The sequence below is a fragment of the Pelagicoccus sp. SDUM812005 genome (assembly GCF_031127875.1).
Taxonomy (GTDB): domain Bacteria; phylum Verrucomicrobiota; class Verrucomicrobiia; order Opitutales; family Opitutaceae; genus Pelagicoccus.
Window position 1 is genome coordinate 140,068 of the sequence record NZ_JARXIA010000009.1, and the last position, 24,200, is coordinate 164,267.

General features: G+C 60.8%; 16 protein-coding genes. 11 read left to right on the forward strand and 5 right to left on the reverse strand.

The window, feature by feature from the left end; translation table 11 throughout:
* Positions 1 to 72 precede the first annotated feature (72 nt).
* Complete coding sequence (locus QEH57_RS12385) at positions 73 to 1,812, reverse strand: ABC transporter ATP-binding protein (RefSeq protein ID WP_309007052.1); 1,740 nt, start codon at positions 1,810 to 1,812, stop codon at positions 73 to 75.
* A 397-nt stretch (positions 1,813 to 2,209) separates the two neighbouring features.
* Here QEH57_RS12385 and QEH57_RS12390 point away from each other — a divergent pair, with 397 nt between their 5' ends.
* The 10 genes from QEH57_RS12390 (at position 2,210) to QEH57_RS12435 (ending at position 14,911) form a co-directional block, all read left to right on the forward strand.
* The gene (locus QEH57_RS12390; RefSeq protein ID WP_309007053.1) at positions 2,210 to 3,283 is read left to right on the forward strand and encodes an ATP-binding protein; all 1,074 of its coding nucleotides are present in this window, start codon (positions 2,210 to 2,212) and stop codon (positions 3,281 to 3,283) included.
* Positions 3,283 to 4,719, forward strand: a complete 1,437-nt coding sequence (locus tag QEH57_RS12395; protein ID WP_309007054.1) for a methyltransferase — start codon at positions 3,283 to 3,285, stop codon at positions 4,717 to 4,719. The genes QEH57_RS12390 and QEH57_RS12395 overlap by 1 nt, the downstream gene beginning before the upstream one ends.
* Positions 4,706 to 7,396 carry an ATP-binding protein gene (locus QEH57_RS12400; protein WP_309007055.1) on the forward strand — a complete coding sequence of 897 codons (2,691 nt, stop codon included), beginning with the start codon at positions 4,706 to 4,708 and terminating at the stop codon, positions 7,394 to 7,396. Before QEH57_RS12395 ends, QEH57_RS12400 begins: the two co-directional genes overlap by 14 nt.
* A complete protein-coding gene (locus tag QEH57_RS12405) occupies positions 7,393 to 8,652 on the forward strand; it encodes a hybrid sensor histidine kinase/response regulator (protein WP_309007056.1) in 1,260 nt (419 codons plus the stop codon). The genes QEH57_RS12400 and QEH57_RS12405 overlap by 4 nt, the downstream gene beginning before the upstream one ends.
* 6 nt (positions 8,653 to 8,658) lie before the next feature.
* Entirely contained in the window at positions 8,659 to 9,033 is a 375-nt protein-coding gene (locus tag QEH57_RS12410; RefSeq protein WP_309007057.1) for a response regulator, read from the forward strand.
* A gap of 116 nt (positions 9,034 to 9,149) precedes the next feature.
* Positions 9,150 to 11,150 (forward strand): TonB-dependent receptor plug domain-containing protein, encoded by a 2,001-nt coding sequence (locus tag QEH57_RS12415; RefSeq protein ID WP_309007058.1) that lies wholly within the window; start codon positions 9,150 to 9,152, stop codon positions 11,148 to 11,150.
* Between the two features lie 234 nt (positions 11,151 to 11,384).
* On the forward strand, positions 11,385 to 11,768 hold the full coding sequence (locus QEH57_RS12420) for a hypothetical protein (RefSeq protein ID WP_309007059.1): 384 nt from the start codon (positions 11,385 to 11,387) through the stop codon (positions 11,766 to 11,768).
* A gap of 54 nt (positions 11,769 to 11,822) precedes the next feature.
* Positions 11,823 to 12,914 (forward strand): hypothetical protein, encoded by a 1,092-nt coding sequence (locus tag QEH57_RS12425; RefSeq protein ID WP_309007060.1) that lies wholly within the window; start codon positions 11,823 to 11,825, stop codon positions 12,912 to 12,914.
* Positions 12,915 to 12,944: 30 nt separating this feature from the next.
* Entirely contained in the window at positions 12,945 to 14,435 is a 1,491-nt protein-coding gene (locus QEH57_RS12430) for a PQQ-binding-like beta-propeller repeat protein (protein WP_309007061.1), read from the forward strand.
* Between the two features lie 302 nt (positions 14,436 to 14,737).
* A complete protein-coding gene (locus QEH57_RS12435; protein WP_309007062.1) occupies positions 14,738 to 14,911 on the forward strand; it encodes a hypothetical protein in 174 nt (57 codons plus the stop codon).
* A 55-nt stretch (positions 14,912 to 14,966) separates the two neighbouring features.
* On the opposite strand, the gene QEH57_RS12440 is transcribed toward QEH57_RS12435, so the two are convergent.
* Both QEH57_RS12440 and rlmN read right to left on the reverse strand, forming a co-directional pair.
* Positions 14,967 to 16,262 carry an acetylxylan esterase gene (locus QEH57_RS12440; protein ID WP_309007063.1) on the reverse strand — a complete coding sequence of 432 codons (1,296 nt, stop codon included), beginning with the start codon at positions 16,260 to 16,262 and terminating at the stop codon, positions 14,967 to 14,969.
* Between the two features lie 113 nt (positions 16,263 to 16,375).
* Entirely contained in the window at positions 16,376 to 17,404 is a 1,029-nt protein-coding gene (gene rlmN / locus QEH57_RS12445) for a 23S rRNA (adenine(2503)-C(2))-methyltransferase RlmN (protein WP_309007064.1), read from the reverse strand.
* 210 nt (positions 17,405 to 17,614) lie between these two features.
* On the opposite strand from rlmN, the gene QEH57_RS12450 reads away from it, so the two are divergent.
* Complete coding sequence (locus tag QEH57_RS12450) at positions 17,615 to 17,995, forward strand: STAS/SEC14 domain-containing protein (protein WP_309007065.1); 381 nt, start codon at positions 17,615 to 17,617, stop codon at positions 17,993 to 17,995.
* 83 nt (positions 17,996 to 18,078) lie between these two features.
* Here the strand turns inward: QEH57_RS12450 and QEH57_RS12455 are convergent, their stop codons facing one another.
* Complete coding sequence (locus QEH57_RS12455) at positions 18,079 to 19,719, reverse strand: agmatine deiminase family protein (RefSeq protein ID WP_309007066.1); 1,641 nt, start codon at positions 19,717 to 19,719, stop codon at positions 18,079 to 18,081.
* A 150-nt stretch (positions 19,720 to 19,869) separates the two neighbouring features.
* Positions 19,870 to 24,105 carry an FG-GAP-like repeat-containing protein gene (locus tag QEH57_RS12460; protein ID WP_309007067.1) on the reverse strand — a complete coding sequence of 1,412 codons (4,236 nt, stop codon included), beginning with the start codon at positions 24,103 to 24,105 and terminating at the stop codon, positions 19,870 to 19,872.
* Between the last annotated feature and the right edge of the window lie 95 nt (positions 24,106 to 24,200).

The following is a 24,200-nucleotide window of genomic DNA, read 5'->3' on the forward strand; positions in this document are numbered from 1 at the left end:
GGCGTGACAAGCACGCGTCTGCTCGTTTCGGGGCGCGGGGTTCGTTGCGTTCGGTCCGGGCGGAGGGCTGGCTTAGTCGCCGTTTTGGGCGGCGAGGAGCTTTCGGAACTTGGAGCCGTCGCGTTGGGAGAGCTCGTCGTAGCTGCCGGTTTCGACGATGTGTCCGGACTCTACCACGACGATGCGGTCGGCGCTGCGGATGGTGCTGAGGCGGTGGGCGATGGTGATGGTGGTGCGGCCGCGGGAGAGGGTTTCGAGGGCTTTTTGAACGAGGCGCTCGCTTTCGTTGTCGAGGGCGGAGGTGGCCTCGTCGAGCACGAGGATGGCGGGGTCGCGCAGGATGGCTCGGGCGATGGCGATGCGTTGGCGTTGGCCGCCGGAGAGGCTGGCTCCGCGTTCGCCGACGCGGGTTTGCAGGCCTTGGGGGAGTTGGGAGATGAATTCCCAGGCGTTGGCTTGGCGGGCGGCTTCGATGGCTTCCTCTTCGCTGGCTTCGGGGCGGCCGAAGCGGATGTTGTCGAGGATGGTGCCTGAGAGCAGGATGCTGTCCTGCATGACGATGGCGCACTGGCGGCGCAGGTGGCGCATGTCGATGTGGGCTTGCTCTTGGCCGTCGAGGAGGATGCGTCCGTGGGTGGGGGCGTAGAGGCCGAGCAGGAGGTTGACGAGGGTGCTTTTGCCGGAGCCGGAGCCGCCGACGAAGGCCACGTTTTCGCCGGGGGCGATGCTGAGCTGGATGTTTTCGAGGACTTGGGGGCCGTCCTTCTTGTAGGCGAAGGAGACGTCTTGGAACTCGATGGCGCCGCGCAGGCGTTCCGGGCGCTGCTGGCCGCGCCATTGTTCGACGTAGTCGGAGTCGATGAGTTCCTTGATGCTGTGGTAGCTTTCGGCGGCGAGCAGGTACTGGATGCTGAACTGGGCGAAGATGTTGATGGGGTTGAGGATGGTGGGGAGGGCCCCGACGAGGGCGATGAGGGCGCCGATGGTCATGTTTCCGATGATGACGAGGTAGGCACCGAAGCAGACGGCCAGGATGTTGATGGCGGAGTGCATGGTGAAGACGGCTACGTTCATGCCTTGGTTGACGAGCATTTGGCTGACGCGGGTGGTGGAGTAGGCGTCGCTGACGCCGTCGAGTTCGCCTTGGACTTGGGGTTCCTGGCCGTAGCCGCGAACGAGCTTGAGGGCGGAGATGTATTCGCTGGCCTTGCCGGTGAGCCGCTCGCGGGCGAGGCGGACTTCGCGGTTCTTGCGTTCGATGCGTCCGGTGTAGCGGAAGCGGATGAGGGCGAAGATGGGTACGGTGGTGAGGACGAAGAGGCCGTTCCAGGGGTTGATCCAGATGAGGGCGCCGATGAGGGCGGCGGAGCGGATGATTTCGGGGATGATGTTGAGGAGGATGGGGATGATGGCGCCTTCGATGTTTTGGGTATCGAAGGCGTACTTGCTGAGGAGGCGTCCGGTCTGGGTCTTGTCGAGGAAGCCGAAGTGCATGAACTGCAGCTTGCGGAAGATGCGGGAGCGGAGGCTGACCATGACGACCTGCACGCGGCGGGAGAGGATTTGCAGGGCGAAGTACATAGCCCCGTAGTGGACGAGGATGAGGAGGCCGCCGTAGCCGCAAAAGAGCAGCATTTCCACCATGTCGCCGCGGGGGATGGAGTGGTCGACGATGTATTGGGTGATAAGGGGGAAGGGGACGACCGAGAGGATGCTGAAGGTGCGCCAGAAGTGGAACCAGGCGAAGGGGCGCTGCTGGGCCTTGAGGAATCCGAAGAGGGTGGGAGCTTTGAGTGGGTCGTTGCGGTTCATGCGAGGGAGGAGGCTGCGTCGGCGGGAAAGGCGTCCGGTTTTTTGTGCGAGCGGCCGCTTGTTCCATGATTTTCGCTGCGTTCGCGATTTGTCGACAAGAGAGTGTTTCCTAATGGTAGGATGATGAGCCGGGGAGGGTTTGGAGCAGGTGCCTCCGATGGCTTCTACGGAGGGCAAAGGCCGAGCTTTTCGCTATGATTCGACTAGGTTTTGGCGCTTAGGGTAAGTACTCCACGGCTCAGTATTTTACGCTAGATTCAATCCCCAAGTTTTTCTTGGAAAACGATTTAACGCTACGTGGATAGTTTGGATATTGGCTTCAATATTGGGCTTTGGCTCTTGTATGTTTGGCGAGCTCTCCTACAACTGTGTTTTTAAGTTTTGGGAGAGTGACGTTTTGACGAATACGAAAAAGAAGATCCTGCTCATCGATGACGACCCTTCCGTGAGCGCCGCGCTTTCGATGTTGCTCAAGGACGACTACGAGCCTCATGCGGCGGAAACGGTGAAGGATGGGATTCGGCTTTTTGATTCGCTGCACCCGAGCGTTGTGATCTTGGATTTGCACCTGCCCGACGAGCATGGCTTGGAGGCGTTGCGGTCGATTCGCAGCATGGATCGTTCGGTCCGCGTGATCATACTGACGGGTTATGCGACGCTGGAGGTGGTGGAGGAGTCGATGCGCTTGGGCGCCTCGGACTGCCTGCACAAGCCGTTCAACGCGGCGGCCCTGCGCTCGCGCTTGAAGGAGCTCATCGAGGAGGAGGAGGCGGAGGCCCCGACGCCGGCGGTGGGCGAGGTGCAGAGCCACTACGGCCCGCCCGACGAGGGCTTGGTTTCCTCTGCGTTTTTGCATGACGTCAGCAATCCGCTCACGAGCTTGCAGGCTTTGACCCTTTTGCTGCAGGAGGGGGAGGACGACCGGGAGACGCGTCGCAAGCTGGCCAGCATGATCGAGCAGAACGTGGCTTACTTGAGTTCCTTGATCGACCAGTGGAGGGCGTTTTCGGAGCCTCATACCTTGGCGCGTGAGTATGCTCCCTTGTCTGAGATCGCTCATGAGGCGGCCGGTTTCGTGAGCCTGCGGGCGGAGGCGAAGGGGATCGACTTGGTGGTGGATGCGGAGGAGAGCGAGCTCGCTCCGCGTTTGAACCGTCATGCCACGGCCCGTATTTTGGTGAACCTGATGCAGAACGCGATCGAAGCGTCTCCGCGACTGCTCGGCAAGGTGACGCTGCGGGCCTATGCTCGCGACGGAGCGGTCGAGTTCACGGTCCGCGACAATGGGGGCGGGATTGCTCCGAGCGAGACCCAGAAAGTCTTCGAGCCCCGGTACACCACCAAGAAGAAGGGGACGGGGCTTGGGCTTTTCATTGCGCGCCACATCGTGGAGCATGCCGAAGGATCCATTACCATGTGTTCGCGACCCGGTCGCGGCACGACCTTCACTGTCCAGCTACCCGCTTGTTGATGAATAGCAGCCAAGATTTAGAGAACGAGAGTATCATCATTTGCCGTAATAGCCAGGGGACCCAACTGCGGGCGACCTTGATGCGGATGACGCGCTATCTGGTGACGTTCGAGGTTTATAACCCGTACAGCATCTTGCAGCTTTCGGAGGTGCTGGGCGAGTTCGAGATCGTCATCAATTCCCGCAAGGTCTACAGCGGTCGGGCGATCGTGAGCAACATGGTCAACACCGGCCTGGTGCTGGTGTGCGAAGCGACGCTGGACGACGAGAGCTGGATGGACGTGGAGATCCTTTCTCCCTCGACCCAGGTGGAGCGGCTGGCGGAGGATTTCGACCGCTTGATCAAGGACTGGAGCAAGCTGGAAGCGGTTTCTCCGGACCTGAAGGTGATCGTGTCGGACATCGAGACTTTGTTGACCGACTTGCAGCGTTGGACGGAGCAGCTGGAGATCGCGGTGCGTTCCTCGCCGCCGCCGGATCGGGCTCGCAACGAGGTGCAGGTGATCGAGCGGGTGAATTCCATGATTCTTCCCGTGGTGGCGGAGCAGTTCAAGAAGTTCGAGGTGGTCACCGAGAATGTGGCGGACGATGCCGCATCGATCCATCGCGCCTATTGCCGTCGCCAGCTGCACCCGCTGGTCATGTGCGCGCCTTTCGTGCACCGCACCTACGAGAAGCCTCTGGGCTACGCGGGCGACTACGAGATGGTGAACATGATTTTGCGCGATCCGAAGGAGGGGGCGTCCATCTTCGCCAAGATCGTGAACAGCTTTTTCGTGGCGGCGCCTCCGGCGGAGGCCCATCGCAATCGGATCACCTATTTGATGGAGATGCTTTCTTCCGAGACCCGCCGGCGCATGCGGGCGGGGAAGACGGCCCGTATCTTCAACCTCGGCTGCGGACCTGCGCGCGAGGTGCAGGGCTTCTTGACCGACGACGACCTTTGCGAGCGGGCGGACTTCGCCTTGCTCGACTTCAACAAGGAGACCATCGATCGGACGGCCCAGCTCTTGGGCGACATCAAGGCGAAGCATCGCCGCTCCACTCCCTTGCGCATGATCCAGCGTTCGGTGAACCAGATTTTGCGGGAGGGGGCGAAGATCGGAGACTCCGAAGAGGGCGTGCAGCGCTACGACGTGGTATACTGCGCGGGGCTTTTCGACTATTTGTCCGATCGGGTGTGTCACCGACTTTTGGAGACGTTTTACGAGATGCTGGCTCCTGGCGGCTTATTGGTCGCGACCAATGTCGATTCGAGCAATCCGGTTCGCTACATGATGGAGTATGTAATGGAGTGGCACTTGATCTACCGCAATGCGGAGGAGTTGGCCAATCTCGCTCCTAAGGGGGCTGCGCCAGACGCGGTCAAGGTCCACAAAGACGCGACCGGCGTGAACATATTCCTGGAAGTTCGAAAGCCGGATGAGCAAGACTGATCAAGCGTGGTTGGACGACGGCGAGCTACGCGAGCGTTTTGTCGACTATAACAAGTCGTTTCGTATCACGACCTCTCGAGTAGGTTGTTTGCTGGTGGTGCTCTTGATGCCGTTCGGAGCCTTGCTCGACTACTTCGTCTATCCGGAGCAGCTCGGCTTCTTCTTCCAGCTGAGGGTGCTTTGTTCGGCGATCGTACTCGGGATTTGGTGGTTGCTGGGGAAGCCTTTCGGCAAGCGGTACTATCGTCTCTTCGGATTGCTGTGGTATACGCAGCCGTCCTTGTTCATTGCCCTCATGATCTATTATACGGAGGGCGTTTACTCTCCGTACTACGCGGGCTTGAATTTGGTCCTGATCGGCTTGGCTTGGGTGGCTCAGGTTGATTTCGTGGAGAGTCTTGTATCCGTTTTCCTGACACTGGTGATGTATGGAGCGGCCTGCTATTTCCATGGGTCCTCGTCGATGTCGCTCTTGATCAACAACCTTTACTTCATCGTGCTGACGGGGGTGATCGTGGTGACGGGCAGCTTTTTCCTCAATCGCATGCGGTTTCGTGAGTTTGGCTTGCGCCATGAGTTGGACGCGAATCGAGAGGAGTTGGAGGCTTCGAACCTCAAGCTTGTGGAGATGGACAAGGCGAAGACGAACTTCTTCGCGAACATCAGCCATGAGCTGCGCACGCCGTTGACCTTGTTGATCGGTCCGCTGGACCGCTTGCGCCGCCCGGACGAGGCATTTACGGAGCAGGAGCGCGAGGAGCTGTTGGACATCATGCAGCAGAATGCGATGCGCCTGATGCGCCTTATCAACGACTTGCTCAACCTGGTGCGTTTGGACGCGGGCTCGCTCAAGCTGCGCCCTGCCAAGGTGGAGTTGGTTCCGTATTTGGAAGGCGTTTGCCGCTCGTTCTATCCGATGGCCCAGGAGCGCAGCTTGGACTTCCGGTGGGAGATCGATGCTGGCGAGGAGCCGACGGTGCATCTGGATCGGGAGAAGGTAGAGAAGATTTTGCTTAACTTGCTTTTCAACGCGATCAAGTTCACCCAGCCCGGCGGCTCCATCGTTTTGCGGGCTCGTCGCGACGGCGCGAAGCTGTGTATCGAAGTGGCCGATACGGGCAAGGGAATCGCCCCCGAGGAGCTTTCGAGCGTCTTCGACCGCTTTTGGCAGTCCGAGACTGCCTCGAATCGGCGTTACCAAGGGGTGGGTATCGGTTTGGCTTTGGTGCGGGACTTGGCTCAGTTGCATGGCGGCAAGGTTTCCGCGGAGAGCGTTTTGGGAGAGGGTACCTCGATGCGAGTTGAGCTGGACGTGACTTTGCCGGTCGAGCCGATCGTACCGGACGCTCCGGACGGTAACGAAAGCGTGGATACCAAGTGGCTCGAGCAGCTCTACCGCAGGGCCGACTTTTTCCCTGCTCCGAAGCAGGTGGCAGGAGATGGGAAGGCGGGCGAAAGCGGTCGTATCGATCGCGAGGAGCTGAAGGCTCCGCCGGTCGAGGCGGACGATCGTCCCGCTATATTGATCGCTGACGACGAGCCGGAGATGATGCGCTTCCTGCGTTCGCAGCTGCGCGGCCGCTATCGTGTGGACGAGGCGCGCGACGGGGCGGAGGCCTTGGAGATCGCCGCCAAGCGTCGCCATCACTTGATCTTGCTGGACTTCATGATGCCGCAGGTAGACGGGATCGAAGCGACGCGTCGCTTGCGCGAGATGCCCAGCCACCGCGGGGTGCCGATCGTGATCCTGACGGCTCGGGCGGACGAGGAGTCCAAGTTCCAGGCTTTGGATGCGGGGGCGACGGACTTTTTGACCAAGCCGTTTTCTTCGACGGAGCTGCTGGCTCGCTGTCGCAACCTCGCTTCGGTGTACGAGATGCAGCAGCAGATCGAGGATCGCACCGTGCGCTTGGAGAAGGCCTTGGAGTTGATCAAGCAGACGGAGACTCAGATGGTGCAGCAGGCCAAGATGGCGTCGCTGGGGCAGTTGAGCGCCGGGTTGCTGCACGAGGTCAACAACCCGCTCAACTTTGCAACTACGTCCGTGCACTTGATCAAGAAGCGCCTTGCCCGCTCGCCGCATCCCGACCCGGAGCTGCTGGAGAAGCCGCTCGGCGACTTGCACGACGGGATCCGTCGCGTGTCGGAGATCGTATCCAGTTTGCGCGAGTTTACGCATCCGGATACGACGCGTTTCGAGAAGGTGGACTTGGCGGTGGCCTTGGAGAACGCGATACGCTTCGTGCAGATTCCGGCAAGTGAAATTACCTTGAAGAAGGACCTGCAAGCGGGGGCGTTGATTCGCGGCAACCAGAACCAGCTGGTGCACCTCTTTATTAACCTATTGCAAAATTCCGTGGACAGCTTGCGGGAGAAGGGGGGAGAGGACCGAGAGATTCAGGTGAGCTGCCAAGTGGATTCCGAGCGGGTTCATCTCTGTTTCGAAGACAATGGGATGGGCATCGAGAAGGAGACCTTGAGCCGCATTTTTGACGCATTCTTTACTACGAAGAAGGTTGGACAAGGCGTGGGCTTGGGCTTAAGCATTTGCCATCGTATTATCCAGCAGCACCAAGGCACGGTCGATGTAGCGAGCGAGACTGGCCAGTGGTGCCGCTTCGCTATGACTTTTCCCGTATATTCTCAAATTCCAAACTCTGTATCCAATTCTAAATGACAGGCCAATACGATTATAAGAAATACCGAGTCCTCTTCGTGGACGACGAAGAGCAGACTACGGACCTGGTATGTGAGTATCTCATGGATACTTTTGAAGTCGTACCGGCCTACAGCGCCGAGGAGGCCTGGGCTAAGTTCGAGGCGGATCCGGATGCCTTTGCCGTGGTGGTGACGGACCAGCGCATGCCAGGGGAGCAGGGCACGGACTTGCTGGAGAAGATTCGGGCGTCGCGTCCGCGTACCATTCGCGTGCTGTGCACGGCTTACGCGGACATCCAGGCCGCGATCGACTCGGTCAACAAGGGGGCGATCTACAAGTACATCACCAAGCCGGTGGAGACGCCGGAGCTGGAGATGAACATCATGCGGGCCATGGAGTTCTACTTGATCCAGCGCGAGCGCGACCTGCTGATGCGCGAGAAGCTTTCCGCGTTGCAGCGCTTGATGATGACGGACCGGCTAATCAGCCTAGGCGTTTTCGCGGCGGGCTTGAACCACCACATGCGCAATGGCCTGACGGCGGTGAAGACCTTCCTGGACCTTGCTCCCTTGAAGCTGCAGAGCGAGAACGTGAGCTTGGACAGCTTGCGCAATCCGAACTACTGGAACGATTTTTACGCGACTGCCCAGGAGTCGATGCAGAAGGTCTTGGACTTGTTGAAGGAAGTGCAGGATATTCCCGAGCCGCCGCCGGTACCGGACGACGACCAGGTCGATCTGAACGTGGTGGTCCGCGATGCGCTGGCGAGCGTGAAGGAGAGCTTGGACCGTCGCTCCCTTACGGTCGACTTTGCGGATGCGGAAGTGCCGGCGATCCGGGCGAGCCGAGGCATGATTGCCCGTTTGTTCGATTTGCTGCTGCGCGACGAGAGCGCGAACGCGAACGAAGGCGGGAAGTTGCGCATCGCTTTGGAGTCACAGGATTCGGGGGATGGCAAGGCGGGGGTTCACGTGGTGCTGGAGGACGACGGGCCAGGGCTGACGCCTGAGAACTTGCAGTGCTTGTTCGACCCCTTCTTCACGCGTCGCGGGCAACCCGACCAGTACGGGATCAACCTCTTGGCTGCGTTTTTCTTGGTGCATCACCATTCAGGGACGATCAGCGCCGCAAAGTCGGATTTGGGCGGCGTTCGTTTTGATATTTGGCTGCCGGTGGATCCGAGTTCCATGCCCTCGACGCAAGGCGAGGAAGCCTTTTTGCAGCGGGTGATGGAAGCGGAGCGAGCGTGGGAGAAGAAGTTGATTGGAGAGTGATTAGATATGTTTTCTGAGGGTAAGCAGGGCAAGCGCAACCGAGTGTTGATCATCGACGACGACCCCATGATTTTGGAGTCCTTGGACATGCTGTTTAGCCACTACGGTTGGGACGTGTTGACGGCGGAGGACGGCGACACGGTGATCGATTCCCTGCGGCCCATCGACTACCAGCTCGCGGTGGTGGACCAGCGCATGGAGGGGACGAATGGGATCGACGTGATCCGGGAGCTCAAGTTGCGCTCCCCCGCCCCGGTTTTCATGCTTACCGGCTGCGTCGACCCGGGCTTGCGCTATGAAGCGAGACGGGTGGGAGTGGACCGTTTCTTCGACAAGCCGGTGCAGGCTATGGAAATGATCCGGGCTCTGGAGCGTCTTTAGGCGTTGGCGATGGGGTCGGTAACGGCGCTGCGTCGACCACCCTTTGGTTGCTAAAGGGGGAATTTTAGTTAGGGTTGGGACTGTTGCCGGAAGTCCTTAAATCTCAGGCGTCTCGTATGCAGACTAGGAATCTAACCGTTTTGTGCTTCGGTGTCTTACTGTCGTGGGGCGGTGAGCTTGGGGGCGTGGATGGAGCGAGCTCGCGGGAGCTGTGGGAGCTTTCTTTCGACGAGTTGCTGCAGGTGGAGATGAGCACGGCTTCGCGGCAGGACGAGTCGATTTGGCGGACGAATGCGTCGGTTTCCATTCTCAAAGGGGAGGAGCTGGTCGACTTTTCCCGATTGAACCTGGCGGAGGGGCTGCGCCAGGCGGACGGCGTGGACATCGGCCGGGTGAGCGCTTCGACCTGGGCGATCTCGTCACGCGGCTTGCTGGGGGAGTTTGCGAATCGCCAGCTGGTGCTGGTCGATGACCGGCAGATGTATTCGAGCCTTTTTGGCGGGGTCTTGTGGGATCAGGTGGACATGTTTTTGCCGGATCTGGAGCAGGTGGAGGTCGTTCGCGGCGCGGGCGGATCGAACTGGGGCAGCAATGCGGTGCACGGGGTGATCAACGCCATCAGCAAGTCGGCGGAGCAAACGCAGGGCGGGCTTTTCTACGGAACCTATGGGGAAAGCGGTCGGCAGCTGGGGGCGCGCTATGGTTGGCAGCTGGGGGCTGAAACGTTTGGGCGCGTCTATGTGAAGCGGAGCGACTACGATGCGTCGGTGGGTTCCGAGGGGCAGGACTTGCAGGACGAGTGGAGGAGCGAGCGCGTCGAGTTTCGGGTGGACCACCGGCAAGGGGACTGGGCGTACCTATTCCAAGGGGGCGTTTTCGACAACCGGCGCGGGCAGGTTTTTCTGGTTTCGAGCCGCCAGCCGCCCTACTTCGATTTCGCTACGAACGACATTGAGGAGACGGGGGTATTCCTGAGGGCGAATGGCAAGAGCGACGCGGCTCTGGGGGGCAAGGCGGTGGAGTGGAACGTTTACGTCGACGATACGGAGAACCGCCCCTTCGCGGTGAACGAGCGGCGGCGGAGCTGGAACGGATTTCTGAGCGTACGGGACGGCTTAGGAAACGGATGGGAGGGTATCCTTTCTGTGGATACGCGATTGACGCATGTTTCGAACGAGGATGGCGAGTTCGTGACGCATCGGGAGAACCACTTCGATGTGTGGAAGCACGGCTTGAACCTGAGCGCGTTGTTCGAGGGCGAGGATGGCGTTTCGGGGTCGTTGGGAACGCGTTTCGAATATATGGACGATGGCGGTTTGGTGGCGCTGCCGAATGCACGCTTCGCTTACGATTGGGATGAAAGGATGCGAATTTGGGGGAGCTATTCGCGGGCGGCCCGTTTCGCGGACGAGGAGAAGACGCGCATGACCTCGGTTATTCTGTATTTTCCTCCTGGATACTTTGGGGAGGGAACGCCCGAGGTGACTCAAGTCTCTCGACCGAATGCCGAGCTTTCCGAAGAGGTTTACGATGTTTTGGAAATGGGGCTTCGCTCTCGCTGGGGCGAGCGTATCCAGCTCGAGGCTTCGGTTTTTCACGAGAGTTTCGAGGACGTGATCCTGCGGGATTTCGGCCCAGTCGACCTGAGCACGGATCCAGGGGTGCAGTACATCGATAAGAGAAACGAGCTCGAGGGAGAGATCTACGGTTGGGAAGCCAGCGCCCGGTGGCATGCGAACGAGCACCTTAGGCTGCGGGCCTTTTATGGTACGGTGCGGCACGGGGCGAACCAGCAGGAGGGCGGTCGAGAGGCGGGCTTGTCCGAGTTTCGCAACTACGCGAAGCATCACGCCTTCGTCGAGGCGAGGAGCCCATTGAGCGACCGAGTGAGCTTGAGCGTGTTTGCCCGCTATTTCGATAGCAGGCCAGGCCTTGGCCTCGATGATTGGGTTTGGCTGGATGCGAGCGTGTCGCTGCGCATCGGCGAGGAGGCGTTCGTGACCGTGAGCGGGGAGAACCTCTTGCAGGACGAGCAGCAGGAGGTTCGCAATTTTAAGCGGTTCGAATCGAGTCGCTTTTCCGCGAACTGGAAGCTCAGCCTACAGCTTCCGTTCTAGGGGCCGCGAGGCGGTGGTGGTTTTCCCCCAGCCTCGGGAGGCGAGCCGCGGAAACTTAGGAAATATTCCCCGAAACGCGTTTTTCGTGATGTAGCGGAAATTAGCTGAACTATTGTAAGTTGTTGGGGGATAGGAGGAAAGCTTGTGGGTTTTCGAGTGGCGCAGGCTCTGCAGTTAGGTTTGTATACAGCCGGACCTGCGGTCTGGGACCTTTAATTCAAAACGGATATACCTATGAAAAAACTGATTACACTTATTCTGACGGTCACGGTTTTCGCCTCCTTGGCGAATGCAGCCACTTCGTTCCGCGGCAAGCGCGGCCTCGACAAGCAGCTCGAGCGCATCGAAGCGGTGCTCGGCGACACGGAGCGCGACCTTTCGGAGCAGAAGCGGGCTTTCTTGGAGCGCCGCGCTGAGGTGCTCGAGCTCCAGCTTGAAGTCCGGGCCAGCCTGAAGGCGGCGATCGAGGAGCTGGGCGAAGACGCGACGCAGGAAGAGCTCAAGGCAGCTCGCCAGGCGGTGCGCGAAGAGTACAAGGAGCAATTCCAAGCGATGAAGGAAGAGCGCCGTTCGGAGCGCGAGGCGCGTCGTTCCGCTCGCGAAACTGCGGAACGCTAAGATCCTAACCTTTCGAAGCCACGACGGCGATGCTGCTGTCGTGGCTTTTTTCGGATGTCTAGACTGTTGCTGATAGCTGCTTGGGTCCCGCTCGCTTGTCCTTGGGCAAGCGGAGAGGACGATCCGTTTTCCGAATTCTCTGGGGAAACGTCTTTGTCGTTGGGGTATGGATACGCGGAGAACGTTCTGTACAGCGAGCTGGCTCCGGTCGATGCCGCTTATTTGCTGGCGAGCTTTGAGGGCTTTTTCGAGCGTAGCCTTTGGGAAGAGGCCTTGGATTGGAATATGATGGCGTTTTTGGAGCATCGCCGTTTCGAGTCGGGCGACGACGTTCCGGATCAGACCTTGTTCTTGCTGCAGTCCCAGATCGAGGGTTATGTGGGGCTCTACAGCAAGTGGCGGCTAGGTGGGCGCTACCTCGGCTTGGAGCAGGCCTTCGACGCGACCTTCGACGAGCTGGAGCGGAACAGCTTTTTGGTGAAGGCCAAGGAGCCGGAGCTGCTGTTGGGCTGGGAATCCTTTTTGTGGGCGTTCGAGTATGATGCGGAGATCGGATTTTCGCGCATGAATTTCGAGCAGGAGGGAAGCGACTACGAGAGTTTTAATTGGGAGGTTGATTTCGACTATCGGATCAACGACGACCTGTCTTGGGTGTCCGGAGTTTTTGGATACGAAAGGGATTATCTCGAACGTTCGGGGCGGGACCTAAGCGGCGCTGCGATAGTGGGGAGCTCGTTGCAGATGAGCCAACTCGGTTTCGAGACGGGGCTGGATTTTAGGAAGAGCTTTGATGCGTCGGAGCATCGTTTCAGCATTTTGCTGGGAGACCGGCAGCGGGAGGATGGACAGCTCGGCTATTACGACCGGAGCCGTCGCTCGGTGGAGTTTCGCTGGCAAGGGGACTGGGAGCGGATGCGTCTGGCGTTGCAGGCAGACCTCGGGGCGTATCGCTACGATCACCAGCTGGGGGACGACGGTTCGAGGGAGGCCACGGATTCGTGGGCTTGGTCCTTGGAATGGGATCGGGATTTGAACGATCGCTGGGGGATTTTCGTTTGGTTGAATGGGGAAGAGGAGGACTCGAATGCGAGTTTCTCGAGCTATGAGTCGCGGGGCGTTTCGATGGGCTTGAGGTGGCTGAAGTAGTCGGTCGGATTTTTGGGACGGGTTTTCTTTATGCTTAGGGTTACGATTTTCTGTTTGTTGCTGAGTTCATTGCCTTTTGCGGGAGCGGAGGTGGATTTTGGCAGGGTGCTTTGGGAGTACGAAGCTGGCGATTCGGTGACGAGTTCTCCGGTCTTGGATAGCGAGGGGAACGTTTACTTCGGCTCTCTGGATGGGTATGTGTATTCATTGAATGGAGACGGTGCGCTCCGTTGGCGCTATCGGGCGAACGAGTGGGTCGACTCGAGTCCGGCGTTGAGTCAGGACGAATCGGTTTTGTACGTGGGGAGCTGGGGGGATCGCCTGCTGGCCTTGCAGACTGCGACAGGCGCGTTGTCTTGGGCGTTCGAGACGGACAGTTTGGTGTACGCGTCGCCGGCGGTGGCTGAGGATGGGACGATTTATTTCGGGAGTAGCGACGGTTATTTGTATGCCTTGAATCCGGATGGCAGCTTGAAGTGGGAATTCGAGGTCGGAGGGGAGCTGGATTCTTCGCCGGCGATCGGTGGAAACGGGAATGTTTACGTGGGCTCGAGTTCCGGCTTGGTGGCGTGTTTGTCGCCGGCTGGGGAAGAGCTGTGGTCGTGGGAGGTGCCCTTCGAGATTGGTTCCTTGGGGCGGGAATTCGGAATCTCGAGTAGCCCGATGATGACCTCGGAGGGCCATGTGGTGTTCGGCTGCCAGAACTACTATGTCTATGCTCTGGATGCTGCGAGCGGGAGCCAACGGTGGAAGTATCAGACGGGAGGCATCTTGGAGGGCTCCGCGGTGGAAGGCATGGGGCGGTCTTGTCTGATTGTGGGGCGCGACGGCTACTTGTATTCGTTTTCTTGGGACGGTTATTTGAATTGGAGGACGTTTGTTGGCTCCAACTACTACTCGACGCCGTGCGTGGATGGGATGGGGCGAATCTATGCGGGGGTGCTCAAGGGGCAAACGGAGGGAAGCTTGCTGACGTTGGATTCCGAGGGGCGGATTTTGTGGCGGACGGATTTCGATAGCTTCGTGGATTCGTCGCCCCTTTTGGGACCGGATGGAACGGTTTACGTGGGCAACAACGACGGTCGGCTGTACGCGATCGAGGGCGGCGACAAGCTGGCGTCGCTCGGCTGGTCGAGCTATCGCGGGGGAGCGCTGCAGCGTCGCAGTTTGCAGGGCTACGAGGATTTGACGGCGACGCCGAGCGAGCTGCTGGTGGTTTCCAAGGAGATTGCGGGAACGGATCGTTTGGCGGCGGAGTACGTGGTACAGGGAGGCGGTCCGGTCGCGGTGGAAGTCCGCGCTTTGGGGACGGGTTTCGAGGAGGCGGCGGGGGCATCGGCTTACGCCTTGAGTTTAATGGGGGCTTCCGGGGAGATGGCTTTTGCGAAAGCGTTGCAACCTCTGGAGGGGGATTTCGACGGTCGCTTGCGCGGCTGGCTGGAGCCTGGAACTTATAGCGTGGAGGCTCGGAACGAGTCTAGCGACGGGGATGCCTTCTTTTTGGAGCTGAGGGTTCGTTAGCGCTTAGTATTAGCTAGGCGCATTGTTGAAGGTAAAAAGTGGCTAGTTGCTTTACCTTTGGGAGAGCTGGGTTATCTTGTTCTCTAAAGCGACCTACAGCACGAGCTTCCTTTTCGGCAATTCGAATGCATTTGGAGGCAGGCTAGGTCTAGAACGACCGGGATTCCTATGGGATTCCGGTTTTTGCGCCTTCTAAGGCAAGCTGCTAAATCAATGCGGACGGCTCTATTCGAAGTAGGAGCTTTCGCCAACCTGTACCTGTCTCCCCAAGGGACGTTTCCCCGCTAACACCGATCGTCGTCATGAATTACCAAACTTATAGCACTCGTAGAGAAACCGAAGCCAAGCAGTCTGAGGAAGAAGAAAAGAAGATCGCTCGCCCAGAGCCCACCGAGGCGCAGAAGCGTCGGGCGGAGCTGATCAAATCGGCCTTGAACCGAACCGCTCGCGAACGTCGCATGGCTTCGCACCGCTAGGGCTTTTCAATCTAATCCGAGCGCGTGGCCGGTCTGCTCCTGCTGGGAGTGGGGGCTACTTGAGGTAGTCGTCGATGAAGTCGTTCTTGGCGGCGTGGGTGGTGGCGTCCCAATGGGCGCGTTCTTCGCCTGCGGGCCAACCGTGGGCTCGGTAGGGAACGGGATGGCTGATCACTTCGCCGCCTGCTTGGTTGATGGCGGCGTAGATGGAGGTGGAGGGGCAGGTTTCGTCGATGAGGCCGATCTCGACCCAGAGGGTGGCCTGCGAGCCTTTGAGTAGGTGGGCGGCGTCGAAGTAGGGCACGGCCTGGTGGACGGCCGGCTGCTCCGGATTCCAATCGATGGGCTGGGGCCAGCCGCCTTTGCGTCCGGCCAGCGGACCTCCCCAGTCGCACATGGCGGGCACGGTGGCTACGGCGGCGCTGACTCGCGGGTCGAGTCCGACCGCGGCGAGGGCTTGTCCGCCGCCTTGGCTTTCGCCGATGACGAGGATGCGTTTCCCGTCCCACTCGGGCTGCTGGGTCATGAACTCGATGCTGCGGAGCAGGCGCAGGTACATGAAGCGGAAGTAGAAGTCGTCGCGGTCGCTATTGCCTTGGTCCCAGTAGTTTTTGAGGGGACCGTCTTGGAGGTCCTCGTAGTAGGCTTCGTCTTCGTGGTTGAGCATGCCGTGGGCGTTGGTGTCGAGGGCGAGGGCTCCGTTGCCGCGTTGGGCGAGGGCGAGCGCGTCCTGGGTTTTGGCGCGGCACCATTCGCCTTTTACTCCGGCGGCTCGGTATTGGATGACGATGGGGAGGGAACGGTCGGCGGCGTTTTGCGGCTTGGCGAAGATGGCTCGCAGCGGTTGGGGGCCGGGGGCGTTGACTTCGACGTCGAAGGCGCGGAAGCCGGAGGGGGCGGCATCGGACTCGATGGCGGTTTGGGTGACTTTGAGCGGCAGCTTTCTAGCGAGGGCTTTTTGCTTTTTCCAGTACGTATCGAAATCTTGGGGACGGGGGCTGCCGGGGCGAAGCTCGTGCGGGGAGACGACGATGCCGATGCTGTCGGCGTCGCCGCCGCGATTGGCCTGGAAGATGACGCTGCCGGTGTCTCGGAAGGTGTACTCGAAGGTGTGGGTCGCTAGGCCGGGAGGGAGGGGGATGCGTTGGTCGACGACTTCCTGGTTTTCCTTTTGGATTTTTAGCTGGAGTGGGGCGGAATGCCCGCTGTCGACGGTGATGGTGAGGGCGACGGTTTCGCCCTTTTGGTAGACGCCGTCCGGGCGGTCGAGGGAGAGCTCCAGCGGGGCTGCGGAGAGGAGCAGGGGAAGGGAGAGCAGGAAGGCGAAGGAGAGGGTGCTTGTTAGCATCATGGTTGGGTGTGCCATGACGCTAGGGCGGGGGGAGCTCGGGTCAAATCGGGAGAGCGGGCCTGGAACTCTCTCTGTTTAGTGGCGTGGCGTGGGGCGAGCGCCAGCGGTTCGCTTCAGCCTTTGTTGGCGAGCTGGCCGCAGGCGGCGGCGATGTCTTGGCCGAGGGAGAAGCGGCGGGTGACCTTGTAGCCGGCGTCCTGCAGGCGCTGCTTGAAGGCTTCGATGGTCTGGGTGTCGGAGGGGAGGAAGGACTTGTTGAGGGAGTAGTCGGGGTTGTAGGGGATGAGGTTGACGTGGGCGTCGAGGCCTTGGAGGAAGGCGGCGACTTCGTCGGCGGCTTCGAGGCTGTCGTTCAGGTCCTTGAACATGATGTACTCGATCATGGCGCCGGTGCCGCGAATAGTTTCGAGCTCTTCCAGCATGGCCCGCAGCTGGGCCATGGGGTAGCGGTCGTTGATGGGCATGACGGCGGAGCGTCCTTGGTCGTTGGAGCCGTTGAGGCTGAGGGCGAAGCCGACTTGGGGGAAGCGTTTGGCGAACTTGAGGATGAGCTCGGGTATCCCCAAAGAGGATACGGTGATGCGTTTGGGGGCGAAGTCGAAGACGTTTTGGGTGGTGAGCAGCTCGAGGGCGCCCATGAGGTTGTCGTAGTTGCGCAGGGGTTCGCCCATGCCCATGAAGACGATGTTGCGCAGGCTGCGGCCTTCGGAGGCGAGGATGCGGCCGGCTTGCACGACTTGGTCGAGGATTTCCTCGCGCTTGAGGTTGCGGAAGAAGCCGAGCTCGCCGGTGGCGCAGAAGCGGCATTTTTCGGTGCAGCCGACTTGGGAGGAGACGCAGATGCTGGTGCGGCCGGTGGCGATGCGAAGGATGACGGTTTCGATCTTTTTGCCGTCGCGGGTTTCGAAGAGGAGCTTGCTGGCGCCGTCGATGTTGGAGTCGACGCGGGAGATGAGGGTGAGGTAGGAGGTTTCGAAATTGCTTTCGAGCTCGTCGAGCAGGGGGCGCTCCCAGCCGGTTTCCTCGAGGGATTTGAACTCGCGGAAGAGCAGGCGGTTGCTACGACGCAGGTCGCGATCTCCGAAGCCTTTGCGGCTGAGGTATTTCGTGAGTGCTGGGATGTCGTAGAGTGAGTGTTTCATGGCGATCGGTGTTCTGCGGCGCGGTTTCGAGCGTGCTTGGGGAATAGCTAGGAGGGCAGCGGGGGCAAGTTTGTTTCGAGGCAGGGGCGGTTTGCGGCGCCTCGGAAAAGCCCTTTCTTTTTGGGCGGCGGGTTTGCGAATCGTGGGGGCTGCGTTTATTGTTCGAGCAATCGGAAGGAGAGACTTTCCGCTTTTAACAGAAGGATTCTCATGGCTACAAAAACGCATGACTTGCAGGTCCAAAAGAGGGCTGACGGCAAGATCGTAGAGGTTAAGGTTTGCGGAAAGCTCACGCAGGCGGATTGCGAGAAGTTCATCCCGATCATCGACGAGGGGGTGGCACGCTTTGGGCAGGTGCGGCTGTTGTTCGATTGCGCGGATTTCGAGGGGTGGACCTTGGATGGCTTGCTCGAGGACGCGAAGTTCGGGCTGCATCACTACAACGCGATTTTCCGCATGGCGATCGTGGGCAACAAGGCCTGGGAGCGGGCGATGGCCACCTTCTGCAAGCCGTTCACCAAGGCGGACGTGAACTACTACGACGTATCGGAAATCGAGCTCGCTCGGGCTTGGTTGCGAGAGGGGACCTGAGGCGAGTTAGGCGTTTGTTGCCGCGGTTCGTATCTGGAAAAAGGATACGTAGGGCGGCGCGGGAATATGCGGGGCCGTTTCGTCTAGGGACGATGCCTAGGGAGGACCATGCTCATGCAATGCACGGCTCCCATGCGGTCGATGATTTGGCTGCAGTCGATCCACTCGAGTTGGGCGGCGGGACGGGCTTGGCGGTAGGCGGCGAGGGTTTCGGCTTCCATGCGCTCGAAGGCTTGCGGGTCTTCTCCGGGGAGGGGCGCGTAGCGCGGGATGAGAATGAGCTCCTTGCCGTTGGGGAGAACGATCTGCAGGGAGTTGAGGTAGCTGCGGTAGTGGGTGAGCGATTCGGTGGTGGCGCGGCGGAGTTCCTCGTAGGGTTCGCCGAGGTAGTGGGAGATGATGGCCTTTTTGTCGCGCTCGTTGGAGAGGCTGCGGGCGGCGGGCACGTCGGCGCGAATTTTGAGGGCGATGGCTTCGTTCAGGACGCGGGCGCTTTGTCCGCGCTCGTTGCGTTTCTCGCGTATGATCTCGTTGCCTTCCACCCCGGTTTCTTCGGCTAGGTGGAGGAGGACTTCCGCGAAGGCGTCTTCGAGCAGCTGCTCTTCGCTGGGCAGGATGGGGGGCGGAGTGGGGACGGAGATGACTTTGCGTTTGGGGAAGGTCTTTTGCAGGTAGGCTTTGTTGCGGGCCATGCGTTGGGAGGCTTCCCGCTTGAGCAGCTTGAAGCTGGTGATTTCGCGATCGTCGAACTCGGGCGGCTTGGCCACGAGGATGGAATCGGGACCGAGGATTTGCATCACGAAATCGAGGTGTTCGATGGTTTCTCCCGGGAAGGGGGCGAGGTAGTGTACGTTTTGGATGCCGAAGTATTTTTTGAAGAGGGATTCGACGAAGTCGGTGCGACCGCCGTTGGCTTCGAGGGTGGATTGGGAGACGAGGGCGGTGCGGGAGTCGAGCAGCTGGAGGTCGCCTCCGGCCAGCAGGAGGGGCGGCCGCGTGAGGACGGTGGGGATGGAGCGATTTACTTGCAGGTGGCCTGCGAGGATGGAGGGAGAGATGTCGGAGCCGCGCAGGTTTTCGACGTCCGCGTACATGAGGGCTTCGGTCTTCTTGGCGAGGTCGGGGTCGGGGTGGACTCGGGAGTTGAGGAGATTCGACATTTGGATACGCGGATCGATGTAGGCGGTATCGAATAGGACCATTTTTCCGGACTTGTCGTAGCCGAAGAGCGGTCCGTAGTCTCGAATCCAGGGGGAACCGATTTCGGCGGGCACGAACTCGAGTCGCTCGGTCAGTTCGCCGATGCGGGGATCCTTTTCCAGCAGGTTCACGAACTGGGGGATGAGGCGACGATCCTTGCGGTGGAAGAGGCAGATGACTTCGGTATGGGGGAGGATCTTGGCTAGGATTTCCGAGTAGAGGGGAGCGAGGCCGGGGTCTTCCAGGATGTACTCCAGTTCGGTGGCGAGGATGACGGCTTCGGTGGGCTCCCAGGGGAGGATCATGCGATCGATGCGCGGGGGCGGGGTCGCGGCGTGCAGGATGGCGTCGTTTTGCTCGGCGATCTGTTCCCAGATTCCCAGCTCGGCTTGGGATACGAAGCGGGGCGCTCCGGCGGGCGGGGCTTCGTCGGAGGAATTGTCGAGGAGGCGTAGGACCAGGGCGACTAGGACTGCGGACAGGAGAGCCCCGACGGCGAAAGGGAGAAGGGTTTGTTTATTCATGCGCGGACCTCGTTGGTGGGGAGGCGGTGCAATCGGGCAACTTCTCAGGTTTGGGGCCTGTTTGGGGAGCTGGATTGTGCGGATCTAAATGCGGCGATGGCGCGGATGCCGCAAGTTGTTTCTTCGCGGGAGAGTCGCGAGCGAGAGGGGCTATTGGTCTCGGACCAAATCGAGGCTGAGGGTACCGGCTGCCGTGGCTGTTTGGGAGCCGGTCAGGGTAAGGCGGTAGTCGCCTTGGCCGAGGAGCAGGGGAAGGGCGGCTGCGTTGTCGTTGAGCTCCTCGCCGGCGAGGTCGCGGCGGTTTTTGAAGGTGGAGGCGAGGGAGGCGCTGGGATGTTGGATCCAGTTTTGGTTGGAGGAATGGGGCTGGTAGCTTTCGCCGTTTTTCTGGGCGAGGGCAAGGGTTGCGGTTTCGCTGCAGGTGCCGGTCGCTAGCAGGGCGACGGGTTCGGGGCTTTCGATGCTGAAGTCGAGGGTCACGCTTTTCGAATCGCTGATCTGGCTGAGGACTTCGATGCGGGAGAGGGCTTCGCCTCGCACGAGAAATTGGATTTGGCCGTCTGCGGCAGGGGTGGCGTAGATGGCTTTGTCGTCGCTTGCGAGGGCTTGCGAAAGGCTGGATGCCTTGCGGACGGGAAGGCGGGAGGGGGCTTGGTAGGAGACGAGCAGGGCTTCGTCTAGGGGTGTAAGGGGTGCTTGGATACGAGTGGAAAGGAAACCTTCGGGAGCAGTGTTGCCTTGGCGTAGGGCGAGGGTTTTCAGGACGGCATCGGCTCCGACGCGGGCTCCGACTTTGCGGCCGACGAAGTCGTCGGCTGCGATATGTACGCCGCAGTAGATGCGGGCTACGCCGGTGAGGTCGGCCGCGTCGTAGTAGGTGGCGACTTGGATGGTGAGGTCTTCTCGGGGGCCGTATTCAACTTGTAGGTACTTGCCGGCCTCGAAGTCGAACTCCTTGAGCCCGCCCGGGAAGAAGGGGGATCCGGTGAGCAGGGCCATGACTTCGGCTCCGGCCCGGGAGAAGGTGGAGTGACCGGAGACGTAGCCGGCGAAGTTGGGCGTGGGGAAGGTGCGCAGGTGGTAGGGGCTCCAATCGGCGGCTCGTACCCAGCCGACTCCGGCGATGTCTTCGCGGGGTTTGTTGGGAACGCCCTTCCAGGAGTAGACGGCGAGCTCGCCGAGGTGGTCCGCGAGGTGCTCGTGGCGTTGGCCGGGGGCGCTGGATGCGGCGGTGACGAGTTCGATGAGGCCGGGCTCTAGGGGGAGGCCGGAGGCGTGGTAGTTGGGGAGCTGGGGATCGCTGGACTGGCCGAGGGAGGCGAGGTAGCGGATCATGGAGATGGGGCGGATGGAGTCGTACTTGGACTTGATGGTCCAGGCGGCGATGGCGGCGTCGTGCAGGGCGCCGTTGAGGGCGAGGTAGGCGTGCACGTCCCATTCGAGCGGGGAGAGCTCGGGGCCGACTCCGCCGAGCTTGCGGACGAAGCGGGGGTCGTCGCTGGTTTGGTTGTGCAGCATGTTCCAGACGCCGGGCGGGCCTTCGATGCCGGGGCCGTCCGACCAGAATTCGGCGGTGAGGCGGAGGTAGTCGCCTTGGTTGACGGGATTGGGGGCGTAGGGCTGGCCGGTGAAGGGGTTGAGGGAGTGGCCTTGGCCGTCTTGGGTGAGCCAAGGGTTGTTTTGTTGGAGCCCGCCGGGGGAGGCGTCGATGACGACCTCTTGGGTGGGGTCCATGAGGGAGGAGGCTCGGATGACCTCGACCATTTCGGCGATGAGCTGGGGTTCGGTTTCGGCGCCGAAGAGCGGCTGGGGGCCGGGGTCGATGAGGATGGTGTCGTCGGTGGGCTTTTCCAGGGCGAAGGGGGCGACCCAGTTCCAGCCGGGGGCGAGGAACTGTTGGACTTCGGGGCCGAGGTCGATGCCGTTCTTGGTGATGGAGCGGGCGAGGTTGAGGGGTTGCCAGCGGTTGGGATCGACGAGGGTGACGCCGGAGCTGCCGTAGATGAGGGGTTCGTTGACGGGGGCGTAGCCGGTGGTGTCGGCGTAGCCGTTGGCTTCGTTGGAGCCGTCCTCGAGGCCGGCGCTGAGGATGGCGTTGCCGATACGGTTGCCCACGGCGGCGGGTGTGGAGCCTTCGGTGGAGAGGTCGTCCGGATCGTAGCCTTTTTCCAGCATGAAGTCGCGCAGGGCGAGCAGGATGGCGTCGTGGTTGAAGGCTTTGCGGTAGCGTTCGGTGGCGACGGTGTAGACGGCGTGGGAGAGGGCTTCCGCTTGTTGAGAGGCCCGCGCGCTGGGGTCGGTTGGCAGGGTGGGGGACTCTTGGTGGAAGACGGATTGGGCGCGGTTCCAGCCGTCTGGCTGGTAGGCCCAGTAGGCGTCCCACATGGCGGCGGTGCAGTGGTAGAAGGTGCGGGCTACGATGGGGGGATCCGGAAAGTTGATACGGGCGGAATCGAGCACGAGCTCGTTCCATTGGCGAGCGATGTTGTGGTCGGAGAAGTCGGAGCGCACGCCTACGACGAAGCTGGCGGTTTGGGTGGAGCCGGCGGAGTTGGTGGCGACGGCGTGGTAGGTGCCGGCCTTGTTGGGCTGCATGTTATCGATCGTGATTTCCGGGCCTTCGTATCCAGCGAGCAATACGCCGTTGCGGAACCAGGTGATGGTGGGACGGAAGCCGCCTTCGATTGAGACGGATAGGGTGAGGGGCTGGCCGCGGGTGGCGACTTGGTCTTGGGGGGCGTTTGCGAAGACGGGGATCTCGCTGCCGGCGAGCAGGGACGCGTCTTCGGTGACGGTGAGTAGTTGACTTGTGGATACGTTGGTGAGTTCTTGGACGATGGAGCTGGGCCAGCGAACGGTGACTTTGTGGATGTTGGCGGTGGGCGGGAATCCGAAGTGGAGGTAGGGGCTGAGCTGGGCGAGGTAGGCGTTGGTGGGGTTGAATTCTCGCACGTAGACGGGACCGTTCTCTTGGGGTTGCACGGTGACGAAGGCGCCGATGCCGTCGGGGTTCGAGAGGCTGCCTTGAAGTTTTATTTTGAGCCAGGCGTTGGCTTTCGTTCGGTCGTTTCTGAGGAGAGTGGGTCGGCTGTGTTGGTTGACGTAGAAGAGGTCGAGGGCGCCGTCGTTGTTGTAGTCGAAGCTGACGATTCCGGCTCCGCGGGAGAGTTGGTTGGCGTTTTCCTGTTCGGAGACGTCGGTGAATTTGAGGGATCGGTCGTTGCGCCAGAGGAACATGCGGCCGTCGTGGGTAGGGCCTTCGGGGGTGATGTCTTCTTGGTTGACGGCGACGAGGTCGAGGTCTCCGTCCAGGTCGTAGTCGAAGAGGTTGGTGCCCCAGCCCCAGCCGGAAAAGGCGACGCCGGCGGCGACGGATTGGTTGTCGAAGAGGCGGTTTCCTTGGTTGATGTAGAGGGGGTTGACCTCGCCGTTGACGTTTCGGGTGATGGCGATGGTGGTGACGAACCAGTCGAGGTCGCCGTCGTTGTCGACATCGCCGATGGCGGTGCCCATGGCGTGGTTGGCGAGGCCGACTCCGGAGGCGGCGGTGGAGTCGGTGAAGGTGCCGTTGGCGTTGTTCCAGTGGAGGGCGGAGTCGCCGAAGTCGACGGTGGTGGCGATGTCGGGCCAGCCGTCTTGGTCGAGGTCGGTGATGGCGGGTGAGAAGATGTTGATGCCGATGCCGAAGAAGCGGTAGTTGGCGTCTTGGGTGACGTTGGTGAAGTGTCCGGGGTTGCTGGCTCCTTGGTTGAGGAAGAGGGCATAGTGTTCGTAGCGGGTTTCGTCGGTGAGATCGACGCCCCAGCTGCCGGTGATGACGTCGAGGTATCCGTCGCGGTTGATGTCGCCGACGGTGACGGCGGTGGACTGATGGTTTTCGAGGGTGGCGGCGAGGTCGAGCCCGCGGGCTGCGGCGGCTTCGGTGAAGGTGCCGTCTCCGTTGTTGAGGTAGAGGAGGTTGGACTTGGCGTCGGCGACTCCGACGATCATGTCCTTGTCGCCGTCGTTGTCGATGTCGACCCAAGCCCCGACGTTGCCGCCGTTCTGGGTGTCGATGCCGAGCGGGTTGACGGTTTTGGTGAAGACGCCGTTGGTGTTGAGGTAGAGGATGTCGTCGAGCTGGTAGCGGATGATGTAGAGGTCGAGCCAGCCGTTTCCGTCGAAGTCCATGACGATGGGGGTGCCGCCGCGCACGACGAAGTCGGAGTAGAGTCGGGTGACGCGTTCGTAGTCGTCGATGCCGGCGCTTTCGGTGACGTCGACGAAACGGGCGTGGGCGGGGCTTGCTAAGAATACGGGCAGGCACAGCGCGACCAGTAAGGCGCGTAGGCAGCGCAAGACGGGAAACGCCGTGCCGAGCGCCTCCCAAGGAGTTTGGGTATACATAGATTGCGGTAGCTAGAGCTTGGCTAAATGGGGGGAGCCAAGCGCCTGATAGTTACCGACCCGGAGGCCTCTGGTTTGGCCGCGGGTCGCTATCT

What these genes read in the sequence shown, in the direction of transcription:
- QEH57_RS12455 (WP_309007066.1), bottom strand. Translation starts at nt 19,719, where the DNA reads ATGAATAAACAAACCCTTCTCCCTTTCGCCGTCGGGGCTCTCCTGTCC.
- QEH57_RS12400 (WP_309007055.1), top strand. Translation starts at nt 4,706, where the DNA reads ATGAGCAAGACTGATCAAGCGTGGTTGGACGACGGCGAGCTACGCGAG.
- QEH57_RS12430 (WP_309007061.1), top strand. Translation starts at nt 12,945, where the DNA reads ATGCTTAGGGTTACGATTTTCTGTTTGTTGCTGAGTTCATTGCCTTTT.
- QEH57_RS12435 (WP_309007062.1), top strand. Translation starts at nt 14,738, where the DNA reads ATGAATTACCAAACTTATAGCACTCGTAGAGAAACCGAAGCCAAGCAG.
- QEH57_RS12425 (WP_309007060.1), top strand. Translation starts at nt 11,823, where the DNA reads ATGTCTAGACTGTTGCTGATAGCTGCTTGGGTCCCGCTCGCTTGTCCT.
- rlmN (WP_309007064.1), bottom strand. Translation starts at nt 17,404, where the DNA reads ATGAAACACTCACTCTACGACATCCCAGCACTCACGAAATACCTCAGC.
- QEH57_RS12450 (WP_309007065.1), top strand. Translation starts at nt 17,615, where the DNA reads ATGGCTACAAAAACGCATGACTTGCAGGTCCAAAAGAGGGCTGACGGC.
- QEH57_RS12395 (WP_309007054.1), top strand. Translation starts at nt 3,283, where the DNA reads ATGAATAGCAGCCAAGATTTAGAGAACGAGAGTATCATCATTTGCCGT.
- QEH57_RS12440 (WP_309007063.1), bottom strand. Translation starts at nt 16,262, where the DNA reads ATGATGCTAACAAGCACCCTCTCCTTCGCCTTCCTGCTCTCCCTTCCC.
- QEH57_RS12420 (WP_309007059.1), top strand. Translation starts at nt 11,385, where the DNA reads ATGAAAAAACTGATTACACTTATTCTGACGGTCACGGTTTTCGCCTCC.
- QEH57_RS12415 (WP_309007058.1), top strand. Translation starts at nt 9,150, where the DNA reads ATGCAGACTAGGAATCTAACCGTTTTGTGCTTCGGTGTCTTACTGTCG.
- QEH57_RS12405 (WP_309007056.1), top strand. Translation starts at nt 7,393, where the DNA reads ATGACAGGCCAATACGATTATAAGAAATACCGAGTCCTCTTCGTGGAC.
- QEH57_RS12385 (WP_309007052.1), bottom strand. Translation starts at nt 1,812, where the DNA reads ATGAACCGCAACGACCCACTCAAAGCTCCCACCCTCTTCGGATTCCTC.
- QEH57_RS12460 (WP_309007067.1), bottom strand. Translation starts at nt 24,105, where the DNA reads ATGTATACCCAAACTCCTTGGGAGGCGCTCGGCACGGCGTTTCCCGTC.
- QEH57_RS12410 (WP_309007057.1), top strand. Translation starts at nt 8,659, where the DNA reads ATGTTTTCTGAGGGTAAGCAGGGCAAGCGCAACCGAGTGTTGATCATC.